The organism is Rhizobium sp. USDA 3886 (assembly GCF_056279785.1).
In genome coordinates this window covers 708,770-730,643 of the sequence record NZ_JBWCDC010000001.1, presented here as the reverse complement: position 1 = coordinate 730,643, position 21,874 = coordinate 708,770, and the positions used below count along the sequence as shown (strand labels likewise).

The 21,874-nt window shown below is 60.5% G+C and carries 19 protein-coding genes; 3 read left to right on the top strand and 16 right to left on the bottom strand.

All coding sequences use genetic code 11. From position 1 onward, the window contains the following. Positions 1–30: 30 nt before the first annotated feature. The 9 genes from tatC to ACZ9BX_RS03740 form a co-directional block, all read right to left on the bottom strand. Positions 31–858, bottom strand: coding sequence for a twin-arginine translocase subunit TatC (tatC, locus tag ACZ9BX_RS03780; RefSeq protein ID WP_027509310.1), 828 nt, complete (start codon positions 856–858; stop codon positions 31–33). Then, positions 855–1,481, bottom strand: a complete 627-nt coding sequence (tatB, locus tag ACZ9BX_RS03775; protein WP_476215805.1) for a Sec-independent protein translocase protein TatB — start codon at positions 1,479–1,481, stop codon at positions 855–857. Before tatB ends, tatC begins: the two co-directional genes overlap by 4 nt. Before the next feature lie 49 nt (positions 1,482–1,530). Beyond that, positions 1,531–1,722 (bottom strand): twin-arginine translocase TatA/TatE family subunit, encoded by a 192-nt coding sequence (locus ACZ9BX_RS03770; RefSeq protein ID WP_027509308.1) that lies wholly within the window; start codon positions 1,720–1,722, stop codon positions 1,531–1,533. A 188-nt stretch (positions 1,723–1,910) separates the two neighbouring features. Further along, complete coding sequence (scpB, locus tag ACZ9BX_RS03765) at positions 1,911–2,624, bottom strand: SMC-Scp complex subunit ScpB (RefSeq protein ID WP_051336513.1); 714 nt, start codon at positions 2,622–2,624, stop codon at positions 1,911–1,913. Then, entirely contained in the window at positions 2,624–3,481 is an 858-nt protein-coding gene (locus tag ACZ9BX_RS03760; RefSeq protein ID WP_476215802.1) for a segregation and condensation protein A, read from the bottom strand. The genes scpB and ACZ9BX_RS03760 overlap by 1 nt, the downstream gene beginning before the upstream one ends. A gap of 20 nt (positions 3,482–3,501) precedes the next feature. Continuing rightward, positions 3,502–4,515: a beta-N-acetylhexosaminidase gene (nagZ, locus tag ACZ9BX_RS03755; protein WP_476215800.1), complete on the bottom strand. Its 1,014-nt coding sequence runs from the start codon at positions 4,513–4,515 to the stop codon at positions 3,502–3,504. A 118-nt stretch (positions 4,516–4,633) separates the two neighbouring features. Further along, complete coding sequence (locus tag ACZ9BX_RS03750; protein WP_476215798.1) at positions 4,634–7,630, bottom strand: SPOR domain-containing protein; 2,997 nt, start codon at positions 7,628–7,630, stop codon at positions 4,634–4,636. A 61-nt stretch (positions 7,631–7,691) separates the two neighbouring features. Further along, positions 7,692–9,449: an arginine--tRNA ligase gene (gene argS / locus ACZ9BX_RS03745; protein WP_476215796.1), complete on the bottom strand. Its 1,758-nt coding sequence runs from the start codon at positions 9,447–9,449 to the stop codon at positions 7,692–7,694. Between the two features lie 53 nt (positions 9,450–9,502). Beyond that, positions 9,503–10,720 (bottom strand): deoxyguanosinetriphosphate triphosphohydrolase, encoded by a 1,218-nt coding sequence (locus ACZ9BX_RS03740; RefSeq protein ID WP_476215794.1) that lies wholly within the window; start codon positions 10,718–10,720, stop codon positions 9,503–9,505. A 221-nt stretch (positions 10,721–10,941) separates the two neighbouring features. Between ACZ9BX_RS03740 and erpA the strand changes: the two genes are divergently transcribed. Then, positions 10,942–11,274 carry an iron-sulfur cluster insertion protein ErpA gene (gene erpA, locus ACZ9BX_RS03735; RefSeq protein WP_476215792.1) on the top strand — a complete coding sequence of 111 codons (333 nt, stop codon included), beginning with the start codon at positions 10,942–10,944 and terminating at the stop codon, positions 11,272–11,274. A 119-nt stretch (positions 11,275–11,393) separates the two neighbouring features. Continuing rightward, positions 11,394–12,185, top strand: coding sequence for an exodeoxyribonuclease III (gene xth / locus ACZ9BX_RS03730; protein ID WP_476215790.1), 792 nt, complete (start codon positions 11,394–11,396; stop codon positions 12,183–12,185). An 8-nt stretch (positions 12,186–12,193) separates the two neighbouring features. On the opposite strand, the gene exoR is transcribed toward xth, so the two are convergent. The 7 genes from exoR to ACZ9BX_RS03695 all read right to left on the bottom strand — a co-directional run bounded on the left by exoR (position 12,194) and on the right by ACZ9BX_RS03695 (position 21,006). Next, a complete protein-coding gene (gene exoR / locus ACZ9BX_RS03725; RefSeq protein WP_476215788.1) occupies positions 12,194–12,994 on the bottom strand; it encodes an exopolysaccharide production regulator ExoR in 801 nt (266 codons plus the stop codon). Position 12,995: 1 nt separating this feature from the next. Further along, on the bottom strand, positions 12,996–13,628 hold the full coding sequence (locus tag ACZ9BX_RS03720) for a hypothetical protein (RefSeq protein ID WP_476215787.1): 633 nt from the start codon (positions 13,626–13,628) through the stop codon (positions 12,996–12,998). Between the two features lie 89 nt (positions 13,629–13,717). Beyond that, on the bottom strand, positions 13,718–14,983 hold the full coding sequence (locus ACZ9BX_RS03715) for an OmpP1/FadL family transporter (protein WP_476215786.1): 1,266 nt from the start codon (positions 14,981–14,983) through the stop codon (positions 13,718–13,720). Between the two features lie 395 nt (positions 14,984–15,378). Next, positions 15,379–18,219 (bottom strand): valine--tRNA ligase, encoded by a 2,841-nt coding sequence (locus ACZ9BX_RS03710; protein WP_476215785.1) that lies wholly within the window; start codon positions 18,217–18,219, stop codon positions 15,379–15,381. A 118-nt stretch (positions 18,220–18,337) separates the two neighbouring features. Then, positions 18,338–19,162: a PopZ family protein gene (locus tag ACZ9BX_RS03705; RefSeq protein ID WP_476215783.1), complete on the bottom strand. Its 825-nt coding sequence runs from the start codon at positions 19,160–19,162 to the stop codon at positions 18,338–18,340. 230 nt (positions 19,163–19,392) lie between these two features. Then, entirely contained in the window at positions 19,393–20,058 is a 666-nt protein-coding gene (locus ACZ9BX_RS03700; RefSeq protein ID WP_476215781.1) for a protein-L-isoaspartate O-methyltransferase family protein, read from the bottom strand. A 357-nt stretch (positions 20,059–20,415) separates the two neighbouring features. After that, complete coding sequence (locus ACZ9BX_RS03695) at positions 20,416–21,006, bottom strand: hypothetical protein (RefSeq protein ID WP_476215780.1); 591 nt, start codon at positions 21,004–21,006, stop codon at positions 20,416–20,418. A 465-nt stretch (positions 21,007–21,471) separates the two neighbouring features. On the opposite strand from ACZ9BX_RS03695, the gene ACZ9BX_RS03690 reads away from it, so the two are divergent. Next, positions 21,472–21,819, top strand: coding sequence for a DUF6719 family protein (locus tag ACZ9BX_RS03690; RefSeq protein ID WP_476215778.1), 348 nt, complete (start codon positions 21,472–21,474; stop codon positions 21,817–21,819). Positions 21,820–21,874 lie beyond the last annotated feature (55 nt).

Here is a 21,874-nt window from a genome sequence, read left to right as displayed (position 1 = left end):
TGCGTTCAGGAGAGAATTTCGGAGAACCGCTCAGACGCTGTCCGTCTTGGCAACGTCCGCAGACCCGTCCGCCTCTTCGACCGCCTGCCGGGAACGCTGGCGCTCCACGAGTCGCGCAGCGTAGATGGCAATCTCGTAGAGAAGGATCGTCGGCAGTGCAAGGCCGATCTGGGACAGCGGATCGGGCGGCGTCAGCACGGCGGCCACGACGAAAGCGAGCACGATCGCAAACTTGCGCTTCTCGGCGAGCCACTGCGAGGTGAGCAGGCCGACGCGGGCAAGCAGCGTCGTGACGACCGGAAGCTGGAAGACGAGGCCGAAGGAGAAGACGAGCGTCATGATGAGGCTCAGATATTCCGAGACCTTCGGCAGCAGCGAGATTGCGACATCGCCCTCTCCCGGCGCCTGCTGCATAGTCAGGAAGAACCACATGACCATCGGCGTGAAGAAGAAATAAACAAGCGATGCACCCAGCAGAAACAGGACCGGCGAAGCGATCAGGAACGGCAGGAAGGCCGCACGCTCGTTCTTGTAGAGGCCGGGGGCGACGAACTTGTAGACCTGCGCGGCAATGATCGGGAAGGCGATCACAAGGCCGCCGAACATCGCGACCTTCACCTGAGTGAAGAAGAATTCCTGCGGCGCGGTATAGATGAGCTGCGCCTTCGTCACATCGAGACCGGCCCAGATGACTGCCCATTTGTAAGGGTAGACCAAGGCGTTGAAGAGATGTTTGGCGAAGATGAAGCAGGCGATGAAGGCGACAAAGAACGCGCCGATTGCCCAGATCAGCCGCGTGCGCAGCTCCATCAGGTGCTCGATCAACGGCTGCGGCTTGTCTTCGATGTCACCGCTCATGCCTCGTCCTTCTTCTTGGTCGCCGTCTTCTTCTTAGCGGCCGCAGTCTTCTCTGCCGGAGCAGGTTTGGCCGGCCTAGCCTTTGTTGCTGCAGCCGCGACGGTCTTTGCAGCAGCCGCGCGCTTCGGCTTTGCAGCGGGAGCGGCGGGAATTGCAGCCGCAGGCGGCGCCTTCCCGGCGGCAGCGCGCGGCTTGCGCGCGGCCTTCGGCTTTTCGACAACGGCGGGTTCCGGCGCCGGCGCGACGACAGGCGGCGTTTCCGGCAAGCTCATCGACGGCTCCGGCACGCTGACCGGCGGCGCTTCGGTCTTGTTTTCGACTGCCGTTGCCTTCTGCAGGTCAGCCTTGATGTCGTTGCCCATCTGGCGAAGCGGGTTCATCGCCTCGCGCAGGCTGTTTGCCGGATTAAGGCGCTGCGCATCGCTGATCGTCTGGCGTACATCGTCAAGGTCCGCTTCGCGCAGCGCCTCGTCGAACTGCGAGCGGAATTCGCCCGCGACCTTCCGGGCACGCTGCGTCATCTTGCCGAAAGCGCGCAGCATCGGCGGCAGATCCTTCGGACCGACAACGACGATCAACACGACCGCGATGACAAGCAGCTCGGTCCAGCCAATATCGAACATTCAAGGCTCCTGGGGGAAGCGGGGCAAAAGCCGCCCGTTCCCGGGCTTGTTACTTCGTTTCGTCGGCCTTGTGATCGACAGTTTTTGCTGTGTCCGGCGTTTCGTCTTCGTTGATGCCTTTCTTGAAGCTCTTGATGCCCTTGGCAACGTCGCTCATAAGCTCCGGAATCTTACCGCGGCCGAACAGCAACAGCACGATGACCAGAACGATCAACCAGTGCCACATACTAAAAGAACCCATTTACGCATACTCCCTGTTGCGATCTTCCTTCGATGTAAGAGCTTCCGACATCGTTTCCAACATCAAAACTCCCCTCGGATTGACGCTTAATGTCACGGGTTCGCCCATAATGACAAGCCGTCCGGGTATCGAATTATAGTGATCTCTATTGTTTTCGCCGTCGGTGTCAAAACAAAGACCGGATGACACTAATCTTCGGAGGCGCCGCGCGGGGCGAGAAGGCCCAATTCCTCAAGGTCCATCTGCGTGATCGGATCCTCGTCCTCTGTCAGTTCGTCGCTCATCAAGGGCGATGGGATATTGAAATTGGCAGGGATGCGACCGGAAAGAAGGCCGGCACCCTTCAGCTCCTCGATTCCGGGCAGGTCGCGAAGTTCCTCGAGGCCGAAATGATCGAGGAAATCGCGGGTCGTGCCGAGCGTCACGGGCCGGCCGGGCGTGCGGCGGCGGCCGCGGAAACGCACCCAGCCTGCTTCCATCAGCACGTCCAGCGTGCCGCGTGAGGTCTGCACGCCGCGGATATCTTCGATTTCGGCACGGGTCACCGGCTGGTGATAGGCGATGATCGCCAGCACCTCGAGGGCCGCGCGCGATAGCTTCTTGACCTCGTTCTCGTCGCGGCGGATGACGAAGGAGAGATCGGCTGCGGTGCGGAATGCCCAGGCATCATCGACCTGGACGAGGTTGACGCCGCGCGGCGCATATTGCTCCTTGATCCGGAGCATGACGGCGCGGACGTTGAAATTCCCGGGCAAACGATCGGCGATGAAAGCTTCGGAAACCGGTTGCGCGGAGGCGAAGACCAGAGCCTCCGCGATGCGCTCGGCCTCCATCTCCGCCTGGAAATTTTGCCGGGAAGCGCCCTCGCCTTCGTCGCGGCCAATATAGTCTCTGGAATCCATCAAGCGGACCCCTCCTGCTCGACGACCTGCAGGGTCGCATGTTTCGGTCCCCGGCGCAGATAGAGCGGCTCGAAGGCAGCGTCCTGGCGGATCTCCAGCTTGCCCTCGCGCACGAGTTCAAGCGAGGCGGCAAAGGCACTGGCGATTGCCGTGACGCGCTCGTCCGGCGATGCCATATACCGTAGCAGATAATGTTCCAGCGCCGTCCAGCCGCTGACCTCCCCGATCATGCGCGTCAGCAGGTCGCGGGCATCGGTCAGGGACCAGACCGTGCGGCGCGCGATCGTGACCTGGGTCACGGCCTGGCGCTGGCGCAGCGACGCGTAGGCGGTCAAAAGGTCGTAAAGGCTTGCCTCGTAAGCGGATTTTTGTCTGTCTGGAATATGCTCCGGCGCGCCGCGGGCAAAGATATCGCGGCCGAGACGATTGCGGTTGACGAGCCCGCTTGCAGCCTCGCGCATCGCTTCGAGGCGCTTCAGGCGGAAGGCAAGCGTTGCGGCCATCTCCTCGCCGGTGGGACCATCGTCCTTAACCTGCTGCGGGATCAGCAGCCGGGACTTGAGATAGGCGAGCCACGCCGCCATCACGAGATAGTCAGCGGCAAGCTCGATGCGGATTCGGCGGGCAGTTTCGATGAACTGCAGATACTGCTCGGCAAGCGCCAGCACAGAGATGCGCGAAAGATCGACCTTCTGATTGCGGGCGAGGTAAAGGAGGAGGTCGAGCGGACCTTCGAAGCCGGCGACGTCGATCACCAGCGCCGGCTCATGGCTGGCGCGTTCGGCGCCGTTGTCCTGCCAAAGCTTGTCCATCGGCGTTGCCGCCTGTGTCCGCTCTGTGCCCTTGACCGTGTTCACCGCTGCCTCTCTTCCATCGCTCAGACGGCTGCGAACATGCCGTCGAATTCGGCGCGGATCGCCGCCTCGTCTGCCTGATCAGCTTCGGGGAAGCCCGCCAGCACGGCATTCGCGCGCTCCAGCGAGGCGCCTGCCAATACCGGCGTATTTGCCACGACCTGCTGCATCTCGTCCATATGGCCGTTGCAATGCAGCACGATATCGCATCCGCCTGCAATGATATTCGCAGCACGCTCACCGATTGTCCCGGCCAAGGCGTTCATCGACGTATCGTCGGAAAGCAGCAGCCCCCCGAAGCCGATGCGCTCGCGGATCACGCCGTCGATCACGTTGCGCGAGGTCGTCGCCGGATTGTCCGGATCGATCGCAGTAAAAACGACGTGACAGGTCATGGCCGCAAGCTCGTCCTTCATGGCGATGAAGGGTGGGAAGTCGTGCGCTTCCAGTTCATCGCGCGAGGCGGCGACGACCGGCAGTTCGTGGTGGGAATCGGCACGGCCGCGGCCGTGGCCCGGCATATGCTTCATCACCGGCAGCACCCCGCCCGCCTTCAGCCCCTCTGCCGCCGCGCGTCCCATATCGGCGACCGTTTTCGGATCGCCGCCATAGGCGCGGTTGCCGATGACGCTGCTGCTGCCCTCCACCGGGACGTCGAGAACAGGCAGGCAGTCGACATTGATTCCGAACTTCAAAAGATCGAACGCGTGCAGCCGCGACATCAGCCAGGCGGCGCGCAGCCCCTGCTCCCGGTCTCGCCGGTAGATATCCCCGAGCGTCTGCCCGGAGGGATAATGCGGCAGGATCGGCGGGCGGATGCGCTGCACACGGCCGCCTTCCTGATCGATCAGAACCGGCGCGTGCCAGCCGACGCTTTCACGCATTTCGGCAACCAGTTCGGCAATCTGCTGCCGCTCGGAGATATTACGCCCGAAGAGGATGAAGCCCCAAGGTCGTTCAGCCTTGTAGAAGGCCGTTTCTTCCGAGGTGAGTGACAGGCCGCTACAGCCCAGGATCATCGCTTTTGATTCGGTCATATCCGAATCATAGAGGCCTGCCGGGGAATTGCGAGTAAGGTCAAGCGCCATTCACAGGAAAGCAGCGCATAAAAAACGGCGGGACGTGCCCGCCGCTCTGGATCGAACGGTCAACCGCTTACTTCGAAATCAGGCAGCTTCCGCCGGCTGAGCGATATTGCTCGCAAAGGGCTGCGGCCTCGTCCTTGGAGCCCGCCGGGATACGGACGCGGTAGAACGTGCCCTTGCCGGCGATCTCGGCCTTGCGGATTTCAAAGCTGCGGCCGCCGAGAACGCTTGCAAACTTCTTCGACAGGTTCGCATAGGATTTGTTCGCCTCCGCTTCGGATGGCAGCGACGCGATCTGCATGCCGTACCCGCCAGCCGGTGCAGCCGGCTGCGGCTTGGCGGCGGCAGGCTCGACCGAGGAGACTTCAGCCGGCTTCGGCTGCTGTTCCGCCGGGCGGACGTTGCCTTTCTCGGTCACCGTGCTGAGGACATTCACCGGCTGCTCGGAAGGACGGGCCGTCGGTACCGGCGCCGTATCGGCCGGCTTTTCAGCTACCGGCGGCGTCTGGATCGGGCGGACAGGTTGATCGATTTTCGCATTTTCCGGGTTTGCAGCGGCAACCTTTTCCAAGGGAGACGTGTCCAGGGTAGACGTGGATGGCTGCTGCGCGGCGGGCAGCGGCGCGACCGTCGTCGTTTCAACGGGCGTCGCGCGGATATCGGCGGAGGCAACCTCCCTGCTCGCCGGGAAGCTTGCGGCGGAACCGCTAGAGGCCGTCGCAGCGGCAGGCGGCTGAACGGCCGGCTCTTCAACCGGTGCGGCAGGCTCTTCGCGGGCGACCAGCGTTCCGTCCGGCTTGACGACCATCGTGCGGACCTTGCGCGGCGCAACGGCCGGCGGACGATCGCCATCCGGGCCATCATCGGCCGCAGCACCGTTCTCCGCCGTATCCTCGCTCGGCAGCAGACGCGGATCCTGCGTGTCACCGACCGGCGTGCTTGCCGGATTGTCGATGATGGGTCCGTCGTTGTCTTCCGGCAGAACTTCGGGCGTCAGCGTGCGCTGAACGACATCGACCGGCGCTTCATCGGATGAAACGAGCGCCTTCTGCTTCGGTGCCTCTGTGGAACCGGCAACGCGGTCATAGACCGCCTTGTCCTGATTCGGCACGGTCTTGCCGCCCGGATTTTCCGGAACGACCTTGACCGGCTCCTTGTCTGCCACGATCACCCGCGGTTCTCCGCCGGCAATGCCGAGGCCGCCGTCGGTCACAACCGAATAGACGCCATAGGCGCCACCGGCGAAGACGACGATCAGAGCCGCAGCCGCAAGCAACCGCTTCATGGAACGGGCGCGGCCCATGTCCTCCGCCTCAGCCGCGGATTGGATACGGACCTCGGTAGGCGCATCGGCCCGGCGAACGGGTTCGCGAACACTGCGGCGGAAATCCTCCTCAAGCGCACGCTCGAATTCGTCAGAACCACTGGCCGCCTGCGGCCGAACGGCCGTCGGCGCTGCCGCAACAACCGCTGCCGCTGCTGCAGGAGCCCAAGCGGGCGCGGCTGCAGGAGCCCAGGCAGGTGCAGCCGCAGCCGGCGCTTTTTGGGTCGACGTCTCAAAAAGGCTCGCGATTTCCGCGTCGACGTCGAAATCGAAGTCGTTCGCCGGCGCAACCGGCGTCGGCTGCTCGACGGGCGGCAGCGAGGGCACATGCATCTCTTCGACGGTCTCAGGATGATGGTCGGCCTCGGTAATCATCGAGGCATCGAAGGGCAGCTCTTCCTCGGCATCGACTGCGGCCGCTTTGCTCTCCACAGCTACGGGATGCGGCGCTTCGTAAACTGAAGCGGCGGCAGCATGCCCAACCGGCCGCGCGGCAGCCACGGCAGAAGGCGCCATCGCAACGACAGGAGCAAGCTCCTGCGCTTTTGCAGGCTCGGCAAAATCAAGATCGGCGAGTTCGAGTTCGATGCCTTCGAGATCGAGTTCGAAATCGTGGCCGGCAAACGGATCTTCGCTATCAGCGTCCTGCCTAGCAGGTGCGGCCACAGCAGGAACCTCAGCAGCAGCGGCAGGAGCAACAGCCACTGGAGCGGCAACAGGCGTAGCAACAGCGGGTGTGACGACCAGCGGCTCCCACTGTTCGAAAGGTGCCGCCTTCGGTTCCACAGGCGCAGATGCCGCCCGCTGAGGAACCGGATAACGGGAGACGTCCGCCAGCAAGTCATCGAAATCAAAGGCGATCGGCTGATCTTCGGGAGGCGCTTCAGTCAGCGCAGCATCCGCCTGTACGACGCCTTCCGTTGCGGCAGCAACCAGATCGAAGGGTTCAGCCTCAACCGAGGGCTCCATCGCAACTGGCGTCTCGACCGGCGCGAGCATTTCCTGCACTGGCGCTTCTTCCACGACCATGTCGTCATGGCGATCGAGTTCAGCGGGGAAGCCCTGCGGAGCTGCCGCTTCAAATTCCTCGGCAGGGTCAAAGGCGACAGGTTCGGGCTGGATAACGGGCTGAACCTGCGCAACAGGCTCGGGCTGCGGCTCAGGAGCAGCGACCGCTTCGATGGGCGCAACGGCTTCAACCGGCTCGTCACGGCGAGCGGCATGGAAGTTTGCGAGAGGCAGCTTGATGCTGGCGGCCGACCACTGCGGCGCCTTGGCAGGGGTTGCCTGCGGAATTTGAACCGTGGGGCCGCCGATCGAAAGCTCAAGCTCCTCGATCAGATCGCGGGCACCACCAAAAACGGGTTCGGACCCCTGGGACGCGGCCCAATCGGCAGCGGAAAGAACCTCGGCCCCCTCCGAGACGAGCGATGCGGCGACGGGCGGATCGACAGGCTCGGGTTCGACAATGGCGTCGGCGGCGGGATAGTCATATTCCGCAGCGGCAGGTTCGGCCGGACGATCGAGGGCCGCAAGTGGACGGGGAGCGTCGAAACGCTCGAATTCGCGAAGAAGCTCGTCCTCGAGATTGAATGCCGGCTCCTGCCGGGGCACATCCGGAACCGTATTGGCGGCTACGCGCGGCTCGAAGCCGACGATACGCGCAAGCTCAGCCAGCGGATCGCCTTCATCGAAAAGCTCCGTCTTCTTTCGCGTATCATACGCCAGTTGTTTGTCAGCCATACTCATCCCACCCGTAAACCCACGCGGTCAAATGCCAGCGCAATGTGGGGAAATGGTGACGTTATCGCATTTCATCCGGAGCGGCAGTGCCTGTAACGGCAAGTCCTGCCTTCAAAACCGAAGCGACAGCATACACCAGCCCAAGTCTGGCAATACTCGATTCTCGGTTCTTATCGTTAACAAATCGTAATTCCGTTTGATCTTTACCTTTATTCCAGTGCGCATGGAAGAAACTCGCGAGATCATAGAGGTAAAACGCGATGCGATGAGGCTCGTGGGACTGGGCCGCAGATTCGATGATACGCGGGAATTCCGCAGCTTTCGCAACCAGCTGCAATTCCGTGGGATCCGAGATGCCGACGACCGCTTCGGCAAGGTGTGCGGGCGACAGGTCGAGATCGGGAAACGCCTCCTTCGCCTGGCGGAAAACCGACATGCAACGGGCATGCGCGTACTGCACGTAAAAGACCGGATTGTCTTTCGAGTGCTCCGTTACTTTTGCGAAATCGAAGTCGAGCGGCTCGGAATTCTTGCGGTAGAGCATCATGAAGCGTACAGAATCGCGGCCGACTTCTTCGACGACCTCGCGGAGCGTCACGAAGTCGCCGGAGCGCTTCGACATCTTCACCGGCTCGCCGTTGCGGTAGAGCTTGACGAGCTGGCAAAGCAGCACGGTAAGCTCCGACTTGCCTTCGGAAACGGCGCGCGCAACGGCCTCCAGGCGCTTCACGTAACCGCCGTGGTCGGCGCCCAGCACATAGATCATTTCGTCGAAGCCGCGATCGAACTTGTTCTTGAAATAGGCGACGTCCGCGGCGAAATAGGTATAGGAGCCGTCCGACTTGATCAGCGGGCGGTCCATGTCGTCGCCGACTTCGGTCGAGCGGAAGAGCGTCTGCTCGCGGTCTTCCCAGTCTTCCGGCACCTGACCCTTCGGCGGCGGCAGCGCCCCCTTGTAAACATAGCCCTTGAAAGTCAGGTCGTTGATCGCCGTGCGGATGGCCGCACCCCCGGCCCCATGCAGCATCCGCTCCGAAAAGAAGATGTCGTGATGCACGTTGAGGGCTGCGAGATCCTCGCGGATCATCACCATCATCGCGTCGATCGCGCGATCCTTGACGATCGGCATCCACTGCTCTTCCGGCATGTTGTGCAGCCGCACGCCGTAGTCGATGGCAAGCGATTGGCCGACCGGGATCAGGTAATCGCCCGGATAAAAGCCGGGCGGAATATCGCCGATGCTTTCGCCGAGCGCTTCGCGATAGCGCAGGAAGACCGAGCGCGCCAGCACGTCGATCTGCGAGCCGGCATCGTTGATGTAGTATTCCTTTTCGACGGAGTAGCCTGCGAAGGCGAGAAGGTTCGCAAGCGCGTCTCCGACGACGGCGCCGCGGCAATGGCCGACATGCATCGGACCCGTCGGGTTTGCCGAGACATATTCGACATTGATCTTCTTGCCGGCGCCAAGCGTCGAGCGGCCGTAATCGGTTCCCGCCTCGATGATCGCGGTAAGCAAGCGCTGCCAGTAACCGACGGAAAGCCTGATGTTGATGAAGCCGGGGCCGGCGGCGGAGACGTCAGCGACGTCGGCATCTTCCTTCAACTTGGCGATGATGATTTCGGCGAGCGCGCGCGGATTGGTGCCTAGCGGCTTTGCAAGCACCATCGCGGCATTGGTCGCGACATCGCCGTGGCTTGCGTCGCGCGGCGGCTCAACGGCGATGCGTCCGAAATCGAGCTCGGATCGCTTTTCCTTGACGATATCAATCTGTTCAAGGGCGTTCTTAATCCTGGCTTCGAAGTCGGTAAAAAGGTTCATCGCACTCTTCCATGCATAGGCTCTGCCGCAACTCCTGCCGCGGCGACCGCTGCCTATCGCAAATCCGGAGTGTGGTCAAACAATCGCCTGTGGGCGCTGATCGCATAGGTGTCCGTCATGCCCGCCAGATAATCGCCGACATGGCGGGCCTTCGGCGCATCGGCAAGACCTGCGATATGGTCGACCCAGTAGTGGCTCAGCATCTCCTTCGGATTGGCCATGTAGGCGGCGAAGAGATCGCTGACGATCTGCGCAGCACCTGCCCGGATCCGCATGATATCGGGATGGCGGTAGATTCGCTTGAAGAGCATCTGCTTGATCTGCCTGTCGGTCTCCGACATCTCCTTCGAGAAGGTCGCGATCACCCTGCCCGCCTCGCGTATATCCTTGACGCTTTTTGGCTTCACCTCGGACAGGCGCTCCTGGGCAACGGCAATGACGTCCTCGACCATGCGCGTGACCTGCCGGCGCATGATCTCATGCGTGAACCGGCTCTTCTCAAGATGAGGGTAAAGCCCCCGGACCTCGGCCATCAATCCAACAAGGAACGGAATTTCCTCCAGCATCTCGAACGTCAGGTAGCCCGAACGCAGACCATCGTCGATGTCATGCGTGTTATAGGCTATGTCGTCGGCGATCGCCGCCACCTGTGCTTCGAGGCTGGCGAAAGTCGCAAGCTCGAGGTCGTGGATTTCGCAGTAATCGAGGATCGGCTGTGGCACCGGTCCGCGCTTGCCCTGCCCGTCCTTCGTCAGCAGCGGCCCATTGTGCTTCACGAGGCCTTCCAGGCTCTCCCAGGTCAGGTTGATGCCGTCGAATTCGGCATAGCGCCGCTCCAGCTTGGTGACGATGCGAAGGGACTGGGCATTATGGTCGAAACCGCCATAGGGCAAGAGAGCGTCGTGCAGCGCGTCCTCGCCAGTGTGGCCGAACGGTGTGTGGCCGAAGTCGTGGACGAGCGCAACGCCCTCCGCCAGATCCTCGTCGAGCTTCAGGGCCCGCGCCAGCGCGCGAGCGATCTGGGCAACTTCGATCGTATGCGTGAGACGCGTGCGGTAATGATCGCCGTCCTGCGCGATGAAAACCTGCGTCTTATGCTTCAGACGGCGAAAGGCCGTCGTATGGACGATACGGTCGCGGTCACGCTGGAATTCGGAGCGCGTCGGGCTGGAACTTTCGGCGTAAAGCCTTCCGCGCGTCGTCCAGGGGTCTGACGCATAGGTCGCCCGCTCCCCATTTCCGAAACCCAATGCCTGCCTGTCGATCTTCATTTTTCACCGTCATTCAACATCGCGCGGCACTTCGCCCATTGACGCCGCATTCCGCTCTTCATACCTATAGCCGATGTAAACGGCAAAGAGGCGCTTTCTTAAAAGCTTCGCCGAAGAGTGCGTTTTCGCAACGCAAGTGATAAATTCTTTTGATATCAGCCGTTTGACGTTCATCGGCCGGTATCAATTCTCTCCGGATCTTGACCCCGGCAGGAGGAAACATGACGGATACGAGTGTAACCCTTTCCGACGCGGCGGCAAAACGAATCGCGGCGATCGTCGGTGCCGAGACCGGCAAGAGCGCGCTGCGCGTTTCCGTCGAAGGCGGCGGCTGCTCGGGCTTTTCCTACAAGTTCGATCTTACCGGCGATGCCCGGGACGATGACATCGTCATCGAGAAGAACAACGCCAGGGTACTGATCGACAGCCTGTCGCTGGTCTATATGGCGGGCGCGGAAATCGACTTCGTCGACAACCTTCTCGGCCAATCCTTCCAGATCAAGAACCCGAACGCGGTTGCAAGCTGCGGCTGCGGCACCAGCTTCTCGATTTAAGCTTCCCCGTCTATCCACACCGAACCGGCCGAAGAATGCCTTCCGGCCGGTTTATCGTCTTGTCCGAACGTGGGACGGCACGATAAAAGATCGGGCACGAAGCGGCAGAGGAACAGCCCATGAAGATCGCGACCTGGAACATCAACGGCGTCAAGGCGCGCATCGACAACCTCACGCAATGGCTGAAGGACTCCGATCCGGATATCGTCTGCCTGCAGGAGATCAAGACTATCGACGAGGCTTTCCCGCGGCTCGAGATCGAAGCGATGGGCTATCACGTCGAAACGCATGGCCAGAAGGGTTTCAACGGCGTCGCGATCCTTTCCAAGACCACGCCGGACGAAGTCACTCGCGGGCTGCCGGGCGATGCTCTCGATGAGCAGGCGCGTTTTCTCGAAGCGGTGTTCTCGATCCCTGGCAATCGCGCACTGCGCGTCTGCTGCCTCTATCTGCCGAACGGCAATCCGGTCGACAGCGAAAAATACCCTTACAAGCTCGCCTGGATGGAGCGGCTGCACCAGTTTGCGGTCTCGCGCCTCGCCTATGAGGACATCCTCATCCTCGCCGGCGACTACAACGTGATCCCCGAGCCGCATGATTGCTTCGATCCGAAGATCTGGGAAAGCGATGCGCTCTTCCTGCCGCAAACGCGCGAGGCCTTCCGCAGGCTCGAAAATCTCGGGCTTACCGATGCCGTCCGCGCCTCGACCGACGCGGTTCAGCTCTACTCCTTTTGGGATTACCAGGCAGGCGCCTGGCAGAAGAACAACGGCCTCCGGATCGATCACCTGATGCTTTCGCCGGAGGCCGCCGATTACATGACGTCGGTTGCGATCGAAAAGCACGTGCGCGCCTGGGAAAAGCCGTCCGACCACGTTCCGGTCGTCGCCTATTTCGACTTCGCAGCTTAGACCGGGGATTAATCGCTGCCGGTCGCGATCTTGTGGGAGAGCGAAACAGCCGTGCGGCGATCGCCTTCGGTCGCAACCGAGAAGGCCTGTTCCTGCAGCGATTGCATCCAGCCGCAATCCTTCGGCTTGCATCGGTCGAGCGCCGCCGTCATCAGCGCCAGGCCGCGTGCCGACTGGCCTTCCTGGAAAAGGATGTTGCCGAAGACCGACATGGCGCCGGGGTGGCCGCTCTTGCGGGCCTGGTTCAGCCACTTCTTCGCCTGCTGCGGACTGCGCGTGCCGCCCTCGCCCGACAGCATCATCTGCGCGAGCTGGAACTGCGCTTCGGCAACGCCGAAGGTCGAAGCGACTTGGAAATAGAGCTGACGGGCCTGATTGAGATCGGTCCGCACCGGGCTGCGCGGAATGCCGTGTTTGTAGTAACTGGCGAGCGACAAAAGCGCATTGATGAAGAAGCCGGTATCTTCGGAGCCGGGCTCCACGCCCTGCTGCGCGATTTCGCTGTAGATCTTGAAGGCTTCGAAATCGTCCTGAGCAACGCCGTCGCCATCGGCATACATGTTGGCGAGCGCCCAGCGCGAACCGGTGTGGCCCTTTTCGGCGGCGTATTTATAGGCTTCGACAGCCTCTTCCTTCTGGCCGCTCTTATAGGCCTTGAAACCGAATTTGAAGAGATCGAAAGGACCGGATTCTTTGGTGACGCCGGCATTGATATCGAATGCCTTGGCCGGGGAGGACATCGCCGCGGAAAGCACGATAGACAGCCCCATAAGCGTAAATCTGAAAAGTCTGAACTCGGATGTCAGCATTTCACTCGGTTTCTTTCGCTTCCATCGCAGACCGCCACGGCAGCACATACTCCGCTGCCTGGCTTCCCGGCGTATTCCTCCAGGCGAGCGATCCCGCGGCGGGCTCAATGGCCCCTTTGCCCGCGTCGCATCCAGCCTTCGGCCCTTCTTCGAGAGCCTGAATTTCCTGCGCATCGCGATAGACCACCCGCGTTCCGGCCTGGTCCGCCTGCAATGCCTGCGGCGTCATTCCTGCGGAGCGAACAAGCGTCCTTCCGCCTTTCGAATATTCGTAAACACCAAATGTGACCAAACCGGTATCGGCGTGATCGCGGTGCCTGCGTGCGGCGGCAACGGACGCCGTATCATCGGGGAAAAGACAGCTTGACGACGCGACTTCTGGGTGATTTTTTTCGGCGGAATCGCCTTGCGGGAAAAGCTGAATCGCACATGAAGCGGCATCAAAGCCGACGCTCATACGCTCACCGCACGTCCCGGAAAAAAATCGACCCATCTTGCTTCTTAAACGTACCCTACGCCTGCCATTCCCTCGCCCGCAAATATCGCTGCGCTCTGTTTGTGGCGGGAAATGGACAATTTCGCCCCGCCGCCAACATATGCGAACTGTCGTAAAAATGTGTTGCTGAATCGTCACAAAATGGGATGGGCAGATGGCATGATTAATATGACTTAAGCAAAGAAAAGCCCGGCGGTTTGCCGGGCTTCCATACTTGGCGTTACTGGTCAGAATTTGATTTTAAGACTGGTGGAGACGGCTGTGACGAGGTCGTCTCCGAAGTCATATGAGACATCATCACCATATGTGATGCCATCGCGTGTGACCGCATGCGAGGAGCCGCTCGTTAGAAGGCCAATTGCGCCAGCCACTCGCCATTCGATATTTTCGGTTGGCGTATACGATGCTCCGACGCCTAGCGTCCATGCATCAGTTTGCGTACCGTAACCTTGGCTCGTTCCGCGATCCCAAGTGAGGCTGACTGCGCCAGCCCACTGTTCGTTGAACTTGTGACCGACGCCACCGGAAATCGTCCAGCCGTCGCGATAAATCAGATCAAGTGACGTTAGCTCTGTGCCGCTGGTTGCCGAACACGTGGTTCCCTTGGTCGCGGTCGGGCAGAACGAAATAGATTGCAACACGCTCCAGTTCGTCCACTTGACTGAGCCAAATGCAAGCCAATCAGGCGCGATACCGCTCTGCAGCTTCAGCTCAACCGAGTCCGGAGCATCAGCAGACCCAAAAACCGGCGTCACGACGCCCAGTGCCGGATTCGTTGGATCAATAAACGCTGGAATTTGCGTCAGATCTACAGTACCGGAAAGATTATCGTACTTCACGCGGCTGTTATAAACGAGGCTCGCACGCAAGGCATACTCAGGAATTTCGTAAGCGATGCCCGCGCGCCAGCCCCAACCTTCACCCTCAAGGTCAAGCCGGCCAATGCCTGTTCCGAATACTGCCGGAATGGGAGCAACCAGACGCTCCTTGAAACCTTCAATCTCTTGGTAAAATGCGCCGCCGATCAGCCGCAGTTGCCCTTGACCCACATCGAATTTGTAGGAGCAGGTCCCGGCATAATTCTTACTTGATATTTCTGTCTCGATGTTACTGTTGGCGCCAACCCAGCCTAGTCCAGGGTTCGTGTGAGCTCCGAAAGGCTCCGAGTAATCAATTAGGCAGTCGACTGGACCGACGCCACCCTTCATTCCGATATAGGGGACAGCGTAATCTTCACTGTCGTCCGCCGAAGTCGAGCCTCCGCCAATACCATTATTTCCAAGACCATCACTGATATCCGTATCCTGGACATTCTTTAGCTTCCGCTGCGGCATGACATAAATCACGCCCGACTGAAAGGAAAACGGGCTGGTGTCGAACAACTGATCGATATTATATCCACCGCGCTCCAGGCCGCCTGCAAAGGACGGCGACGCGATGGACGAAAGGATGGCGAGCGATGCTACGCCTCTGAAAAACATACGAGATGCCAATTGTGTCTCCCCCACTCAAGCAATCTGATGGCGGCACAGTGCAAGCGATCGCCACAAATGGCAACTCGTGCCTTCTGCCGCCATAATGGAGGGGAGGTGTTAAATTGACGTAAGAAATTGACGGACACGTCAATGTTTTTTATTCATAAAATTTTATCCTAATACCCTAATCATTTATGGGTATTTTTGGATTGTCATTCCACACCGCGGACAAACTGTATCAATCTGACAACAGTCGCGTTTTTCGCCTGAGAGGGCAATTCATTTCATAAACTCGCAAAACTGCATCTGCGAAACAGCGAATAATCAGCCGGGACGATCGAATCATTCCAACCGCCATGAAAAAGCGCCCGGCTTAGGCCGGACGCCTCAGTATTATATCCCAAGCGGATAGCTTAGGCCTCGACGACGCGCGACAGCGCCACCTTGAGGCTTGCGATCTGGCTCTGGAATTCGGCCAGCCGCTCGCGCTCCGCTTCCACCACGTCCGGATTGGCATTTGCAACGAACTTCTCGTTGGAAAGCTTGCCGTTGATGCGCGCGATCTCTCCTTCGGTCTTGGCGATCGCCTTTTCCAGGCGGGCCTTCTCAACGGAAAGATCGATCAGGCTGCCGAGCGGCAGGCAGGCGGTCGCTTCGGCGATAACAATCTGCGCCGCACCCTTCGGCGCGCTGTCGGCAAGCGAAACCGCATCGACCCGCGCAAGGCGCTTGATCGCTGCCTCATGGCGGGCAAGCCGCTCGCGAGTCAGATTGTTGGCCTTGACGACTACCAGTGGCGCCGTCGCCGCCGGCGGGACGTTCATTTCGGCGCGAACCGAGCGGATGCCGGAGACGAGGTCGATCAGCCAGTTGATCTCGTCGGCCGCAGCATTGTCGGCATAGAACGGCGCCGGCCATTCGGCATGGCAGATCAGCGAGTCGCGCTCGACGCCTTCGCCCGCCGTATGCGCCCAAAGCTCCTCGGTCATGAACGGCATGAAGGGATGCAGCAGCTTGTAGATCTCTTCGAGAACATAGGCGCTGCAGGCCTGAGCCTCCTTCTTCGCGCCCTCGTCTTCACCGCTGAAGACCGGCTTCAGCAGTTCCAGATACCAATCGCAGACCTGATTCCAGACGAAGCGGTAAAGCGCCGCGGCCGCGTCGTTGAAGCGGTAGGATTCGATCGCTTCCGTAACGTCACGTTCCGTCCGGGCAAGCTCCGTCAGAATCCAGCGGTTGATCGTCAGCCCTGTCGCCTCCGGAACGAAGTTCGGATCGCTTTTAGCACCGTTCATTTCGGCAAAGCGCGTGGCGTTCCAAAGCTTGGTACCGAAGTTGCGATAGCCGGCGATGCGGGCCGGATCGAGCTTAACGTCGCGGCCTTGGGCGGCCATGATCGCCAGCGTGAAGCGCAGCGCGTCGGCGCCGTATTCGTCCATCAGTTCGAGCGGATCGATGACGTTGCCCTTCGACTTCGACATCTTCTGACCGTTCTTGTCGCGGACGAGCGCGTGGATATAGACGGTATGGAAGGGCTCGATCGGATTGCCGTCGTCGTCCTTCATGAAATGCAGGCCCATCTGCATCATACGAACGACCCAAAACGGTATGATGTCGAAGCCCGTGACGAGGACATTCGTCGGGTAGTATCGCGCCAGTTCCGGCGTCTGCTCCGGCCATCCGAGAGTGGAGAAAGGCCAAAGCGCCGAGGAGAACCAGGTGTCCAGTACGTCCTCGTCGCGCGTCAGGATTTCGCCCGGCTTGAAGTTCTCCAGGAGGTCCTCGACATAGGCTTTCATCGGGCCCTCGTGCGAGAGGTAGTGCTGTATTGCCGCCTGCAGCGCCTCTTCCTCGGTCTTCTCGACGAAGACCTGGCCATCCGGACCGTACCAGGCCGGGATCTGATGGCCCCACCAGAGCTGGCGCGAAATGCACCACGGCTGGATGTTCTCCATCCACTGGAAGTAAGTGTTCTCCCAGTTCTTCGGAACAAACTTGGTGCGGCCTTCACGGACCGATGCGATGGCGGGCTTCGCAAGCGTCTTGTTGTCCACCCACCATTGTTCGGTCAAACGGGGCTCGATCGGCACGCCGCCGCGGTCGCCGTGCGGGACCGTATGTATGTGCGGCTCGATCTTGTCGAGCAGGCCCGCTTCCTCGAAGATCTCGACAATGATCTTCCGCGCCGTGAAGCGATCTTGGCCTTCCAGCCGGTCCCAGGCACCATGCAAGGCGGCTGGATGGTCGAGGCCTTCCAGAAAGTCCTCGTTGTCCTTGATAGTAACCGAAGCATCGGTATTGAGCACGTTGATGGCGCGCAGGCCCGTCCGCTTCGCAACGTCGAAGTCGTTGAAGTCGTGCGCAGGGGTGACCTTGACGGCGCCGGTGCCGGCCGTCGGATCGGCGTAGTTGTCGGCAACGATCGGAATCTTGCGGCCGACGATCGGCAGAATGACGTGCTTTCCGATGATCGGCTTGTAGCGCTCGTCTTCGGGATTCACCGCGACGCCAGTATCGCCGAGCATGGTCTCGGGCCGCGTCGTTGCAACAACCAGGTAGTCGCGCGTTTCGAATTCGGTGGGCTTACCCTCCTCGTCGAATGCAACGGGATGCTGATAGGTGACGCCCTCTTCAAGCGGATAGCGCAAGTGCCAGAGATTGCCTTTGACCTCCACTTGCTCGACTTCCATGTCGGAGATCGCCGTCAGAAGCCGCGGGTCCCAGTTGACGAGGCGCTTGTCCTTGTAGATCAGCCCCTCTTTGTAGAGCGTGACGAAAACCTCGAGAACCGCCTCCGAGAGCCCGTCGTCCATCGTGAACCGCTCGCGCGACCAGTCGCAGGAGGCGCCGAGGCGCTTCAGCTGGTTGAAGATCAGGCCGCCCGACTCCGCTTTCCACTCCCAGACCTTGTCCACAAAGGCGTCACGGCCCATCTCGCGGCGGCCAGGGAGCTGCCGCTCCATCAACTGGCGCTCGACGACCATCTGTGTGGCGATGCCCGCATGGTCCATACCCGGCTGCCAGAGCACATCCTTGCCGCGCATGCGCTCGAAGCGGATCATGATGTCCTGCAGCGTGTTGTTCAGCGCATGACCCATATGCAGCGAACCGGTGACATTCGGCGGCGGAATGACGATCGTGAAGGTCTCGGCGCCGGGCTTCTTGTTGGCGCCCGCGCGGAACGCATCGGCTTCATCCCATTTCGCGGCGATTTTCGGTTCGACTGCGGTGGAATCATAGGTCTTGTCGAGCATTTTATGACCAAACTTCGGGGTTTTAGGATGGGGGTTGTAAATAGGATGGCTGACGGCAAGTCAATAAAAAAGCCGCCCCGGAGACCGGAGCGGCTTGTTCGATAAAAAGCGGTTCCAGTCAGCGGCGCGGACCGCGCGCCACGCGTTCGATCTCTTCGCGCACCAGCCGCTCGACGAGCGTCGGCAGGTTGTCGTCCAGCCACTCGCGTAGCATCGGACGCAGCATGTCCTCGGCAATCTCGTCCAGCGACCGGCGCTCGGCGCCATCGATCGCCAGCGCCAGCTCCTCAAACGAGCGCGCGATCTGCTGGCCCGCACTCTGCGAAATCAGGCCCTGGGCCTCTCCGGCAACGCCCGGCAGACGGCTTTCTGCAGATGCGATTGCCGGCGGGACAACCGCCTGCGGCTGCGGCGCCGGTTCTGCGACGGCCGGCTGCGGCATTTCAACTCGTTCTGCCTGCGCAACGGCCGGTGCCGGCATTACTGCCAGCGGCGGAGCAACGGCAGGAGCCGAGAGAGCTTCCACCGGACGGTGGATTTCCTGCTCCAGGCGTCCGACCGGCTCCGGCTGACGGAAGACCGGCGGCGCTTCGCGCTGCGGCTGCGGTGTGGTACGCTCCGAGGCGGCGCGAACACGGGCTGCGACATCGGCAAGCGACATCGCGCGCGCCGGCGCTTCCGCTTCGCGGCTGCCTGCCGAATTCGCCGCAACGAAACGCGGATCGGACGGCATCATAGGCTCGGGGAACTCGACGTCAGCGTAAGTCTCGTCAACCGTCAGATGGATGTTGGAGTCGCTCTCCTCGTCGTCGGCACCATAGACGGGCGGCAGGGACGGCGAAATCGCCCTGCCCGCGCCCGGCTCATTGCTCTCGATGATCTGGCGGATCGACGCCAGAATCTCTTCCATGGACGGTTCACGCACTACGCTTGGCTGAGCCATATCTATCCCCGTTATCCCTGCAACAACGATCGGATTGCGTGGAGTGGGCATCCGAATCACCCCGACCTTAGAATACCCCAGACATGAAAAAAATCAGCGCGAATCAAATGAATGTGCCCGTGCACAGCTTTGTTGCGGCAGTCTACGCCGGCGCCGCCAAGCTTTTGCGACAGGCGGAAAACAAAACGGGCGCCTAAGGCGCCCGTTGCATAAAAGCCAAAAAAATACGCTCAGAAGACGAACTCTCGAACCTTGGCAAAGCCCGGCAGTGGCTTGACCGAAGCGTTGAAGAACACATTTTCCGAAACAGCGCCATTCTCGCTGAAGAACACCTTGGCGCGGGCCGCGTGGCCGTAGCCCTGGACGGTAACGAGGCGGCCGCCTTCGGCGAGCTGGCCGAGAAGCGCTGCCGGAACCTCCTCCACGGAGCCGTTGATGAAGATCAGGTCGTAGGGTGCGCCGGCACTGTTGCCCTGCTCCAGGGCGCCGGTGACGACGGAGACGTTCGTGTAACCAGCAAGATTATTCTTCGCTTCGGCTGCGAGCGTCTCGTCGCATTCAAGGGCGACGACCGAACCGGCAATCATCGACAGCAGGGCCGAGGTATAACCCGTGCCGCAGCCGACTTCGAGAACTGCATCATCCTCGGTGATGGCAGCGAGCTGCAGCAGCTTTGCCAGCGGCGAAGCCTCCATAAGGAAGCGCGCCCGCTTGCCGTCCGCTGCCGACGAGATTTCGACATCGTTGTCGACATAGGCGAGAGCCTTGGACTTCTCCGGCACGAAAACCTCGCGCGGCACCGTCAGGAAGGCCGTCAGCACCGAATGCGACGTGACGTCCGTCGTACGGATCTGGTTGTCGACCATCTTTGCGCGTGCTGCTTCGAAATCCATCATATCCTCTCGCCCCTTGAACGCGGCATTGTCACCCGTCCTCTTAATCTCCGCGGCGTGCGCTTTCAAGGCACATAAGCAACTGCGGCAAGAATCCCGCTTGAGCCGGCTGCCCTCAGGCGCGGCCACGGCTGCAACTCTTGTTTGGAACAAAGACGTGGTTTGTGGTATTCTTGCAACCGGAGGAAATGGAGGAGGTGCAGGCCATGTCTGCCTTTTTCGAGTATCTTACGCTGTTCGACTTCTTCATCATCGCAGCGCTCATCGCCATATTCTGCTGCGGGCTGTTGGACAGCGAAACGACACGATAGCGTTCAGTGCGCAGAGAGTTGCGAAGTGCAGCGGCACCTGAACGCCGCCCTATGCGTATAGCCGCACGCAAGCGTCTTGTATCGACCTCGACAGCGCTTCGAACTTGACGGCCTGCCACCGCCGGTAATCTTCGATCAGGCGAGCGGAAATCCAAAAATTGTCGCCATATTGCGATCCGTCCCAGCCGATGTCGCCGAGGGCTTTCGCACGGTTCAGCACGCGCACGATCTGCGTACGCGAGACATGGTAACGGCTTGCAAGCGTCCCCGGCTTCAGTTCACCGACGTAGCATCGTTCCGACAGCGTGCTGGCGGATGGAAAGCGAGCAACCAGATCATGAATCACATTGCTGCCGAGATTGGTAAACGTGAAGGTCTTTACGCTTTCCGGCGGATCGTTCCAGCGCGGATCGGCGATGAGCGCCCGGGCAGCGGGCGGATGAGCGTAATAGAGCAGGCGCGGGTCGGCCTGAGAAAGAGCAAGCCGCTCGCCTCCATCCAACTGGTCAAGCGATGCCATGTGGCTGTCGAACCAGTTGCGGATAAGATGCTCCGCTGCCTCGGAAAGCACCAGCGGCCGCAATCGCTTGTCGCGGCTTTCCCGTTCGGTGAAGAGCTTGTACTGGCGCATCTGCGCCATGTAGGAAGCGATCGTATTCCTGCTGGCGAATTCGTGCAGCGGCCCGTGCAGGCCCGAACTCGGTAAGGCGTTACCGTCAAATCCTCACGGCTCAAACCCGTTCTGTTTTCGAAATAAAAGGCCAGTGCCGCCTGAGCGACAAGCCAGCGGCGCAGGTCGGAGGTATAGCGCACCGCGCGCGGCGCCTCATGATAGATGCCGATAAGCCGGCTTGCCGCGTCCGTCAGCGACGTTGCAAACAGCGGCGACGCCAGAAGTTCCTGAACGCTGTAGCCGGACGGAATGCGCGCGTCTTGTCGAATTTCCTGCTCAATGGCCGGCATGTCGGATCACAGCGGACTGATTTCGGCAAAGCAGCCAGGCCGCAGAGGCCGGCTTTTGCCTTGGAGGTTTGCTCCTGGATGAACCCCCTCATTTTCAAATATATGGTTGTTTGTCAAATAATTACTTGGCGGGGGGCGCTGGATGCATCCGCGTAGAAAACGTCCGGACGGTTACGGTGGCGGGCTAATCCGATTGCGAAGGTTCCTTGCATGTCCACTTTCGCTATATATTAACATTCATGAATATATGGAGGGGACAATGAAACGCATGATAATCATTTTTTTCGCATGGGCAGTTCTGTTCCTGGCTGACTTCGTGCCAGCAGAGGCTGCAACGAAGGTCGTAACGCAAAAGCCGACCGTTTCGTCATTAGCTCCGGGCGAGAACGTTCTGTACGACGACAAGAGGTGCCCGGCCGGTATGATCGCGAGGTACTCCAAACCTAAAAATCGAAATGAAATTAGACGCGGCCAATGCGTCCACAAGTGAGCCCTACCGATCACTCGCGGCAAAAGCTTGCCAACCGGCTTAGACACCTTCCGAA

Coding starts and splice junctions, on each gene's coding strand:
- tatC (WP_027509310.1), bottom strand. CDS start 858: ATGAGCGGTGACATCGAAGACAAGCCGCAGCCGTTGATCGAGCACCTG.
- tatB (WP_476215805.1), bottom strand. CDS start 1,481: ATGTTCGATATTGGCTGGACCGAGCTGCTTGTCATCGCGGTCGTGTTG.
- ACZ9BX_RS03770 (WP_027509308.1), bottom strand. CDS start 1,722: ATGGGTTCTTTTAGTATGTGGCACTGGTTGATCGTTCTGGTCATCGTG.
- scpB (WP_051336513.1), bottom strand. CDS start 2,624: ATGGATTCCAGAGACTATATTGGCCGCGACGAAGGCGAGGGCGCTTCC.
- nagZ (WP_476215800.1), bottom strand. CDS start 4,515: ATGACCGAATCAAAAGCGATGATCCTGGGCTGTAGCGGCCTGTCACTC.
- ACZ9BX_RS03750 (WP_476215798.1), bottom strand. CDS start 7,630: ATGGCTGACAAACAACTGGCGTATGATACGCGAAAGAAGACGGAGCTT.
- argS (WP_476215796.1), bottom strand. CDS start 9,449: ATGAACCTTTTTACCGACTTCGAAGCCAGGATTAAGAACGCCCTTGAA.
- ACZ9BX_RS03740 (WP_476215794.1), bottom strand. CDS start 10,720: ATGAAGATCGACAGGCAGGCATTGGGTTTCGGAAATGGGGAGCGGGCG.
- erpA (WP_476215792.1), top strand. CDS start 10,942: ATGACGGATACGAGTGTAACCCTTTCCGACGCGGCGGCAAAACGAATC.
- xth (WP_476215790.1), top strand. CDS start 11,394: ATGAAGATCGCGACCTGGAACATCAACGGCGTCAAGGCGCGCATCGAC.
- exoR (WP_476215788.1), bottom strand. CDS start 12,994: ATGCTGACATCCGAGTTCAGACTTTTCAGATTTACGCTTATGGGGCTG.
- ACZ9BX_RS03710 (WP_476215785.1), bottom strand. CDS start 18,219: ATGCTCGACAAGACCTATGATTCCACCGCAGTCGAACCGAAAATCGCC.
- ACZ9BX_RS03705 (WP_476215783.1), bottom strand. CDS start 19,162: ATGGCTCAGCCAAGCGTAGTGCGTGAACCGTCCATGGAAGAGATTCTG.
- ACZ9BX_RS03700 (WP_476215781.1), bottom strand. CDS start 20,058: ATGATGGATTTCGAAGCAGCACGCGCAAAGATGGTCGACAACCAGATC.
- ACZ9BX_RS03695 (WP_476215780.1), bottom strand. CDS start 21,006: ATGGCGCAGATGCGCCAGTACAAGCTCTTCACCGAACGGGAAAGCCGC.
- ACZ9BX_RS03690 (WP_476215778.1), top strand. CDS start 21,472: ATGCATCCGCGTAGAAAACGTCCGGACGGTTACGGTGGCGGGCTAATC.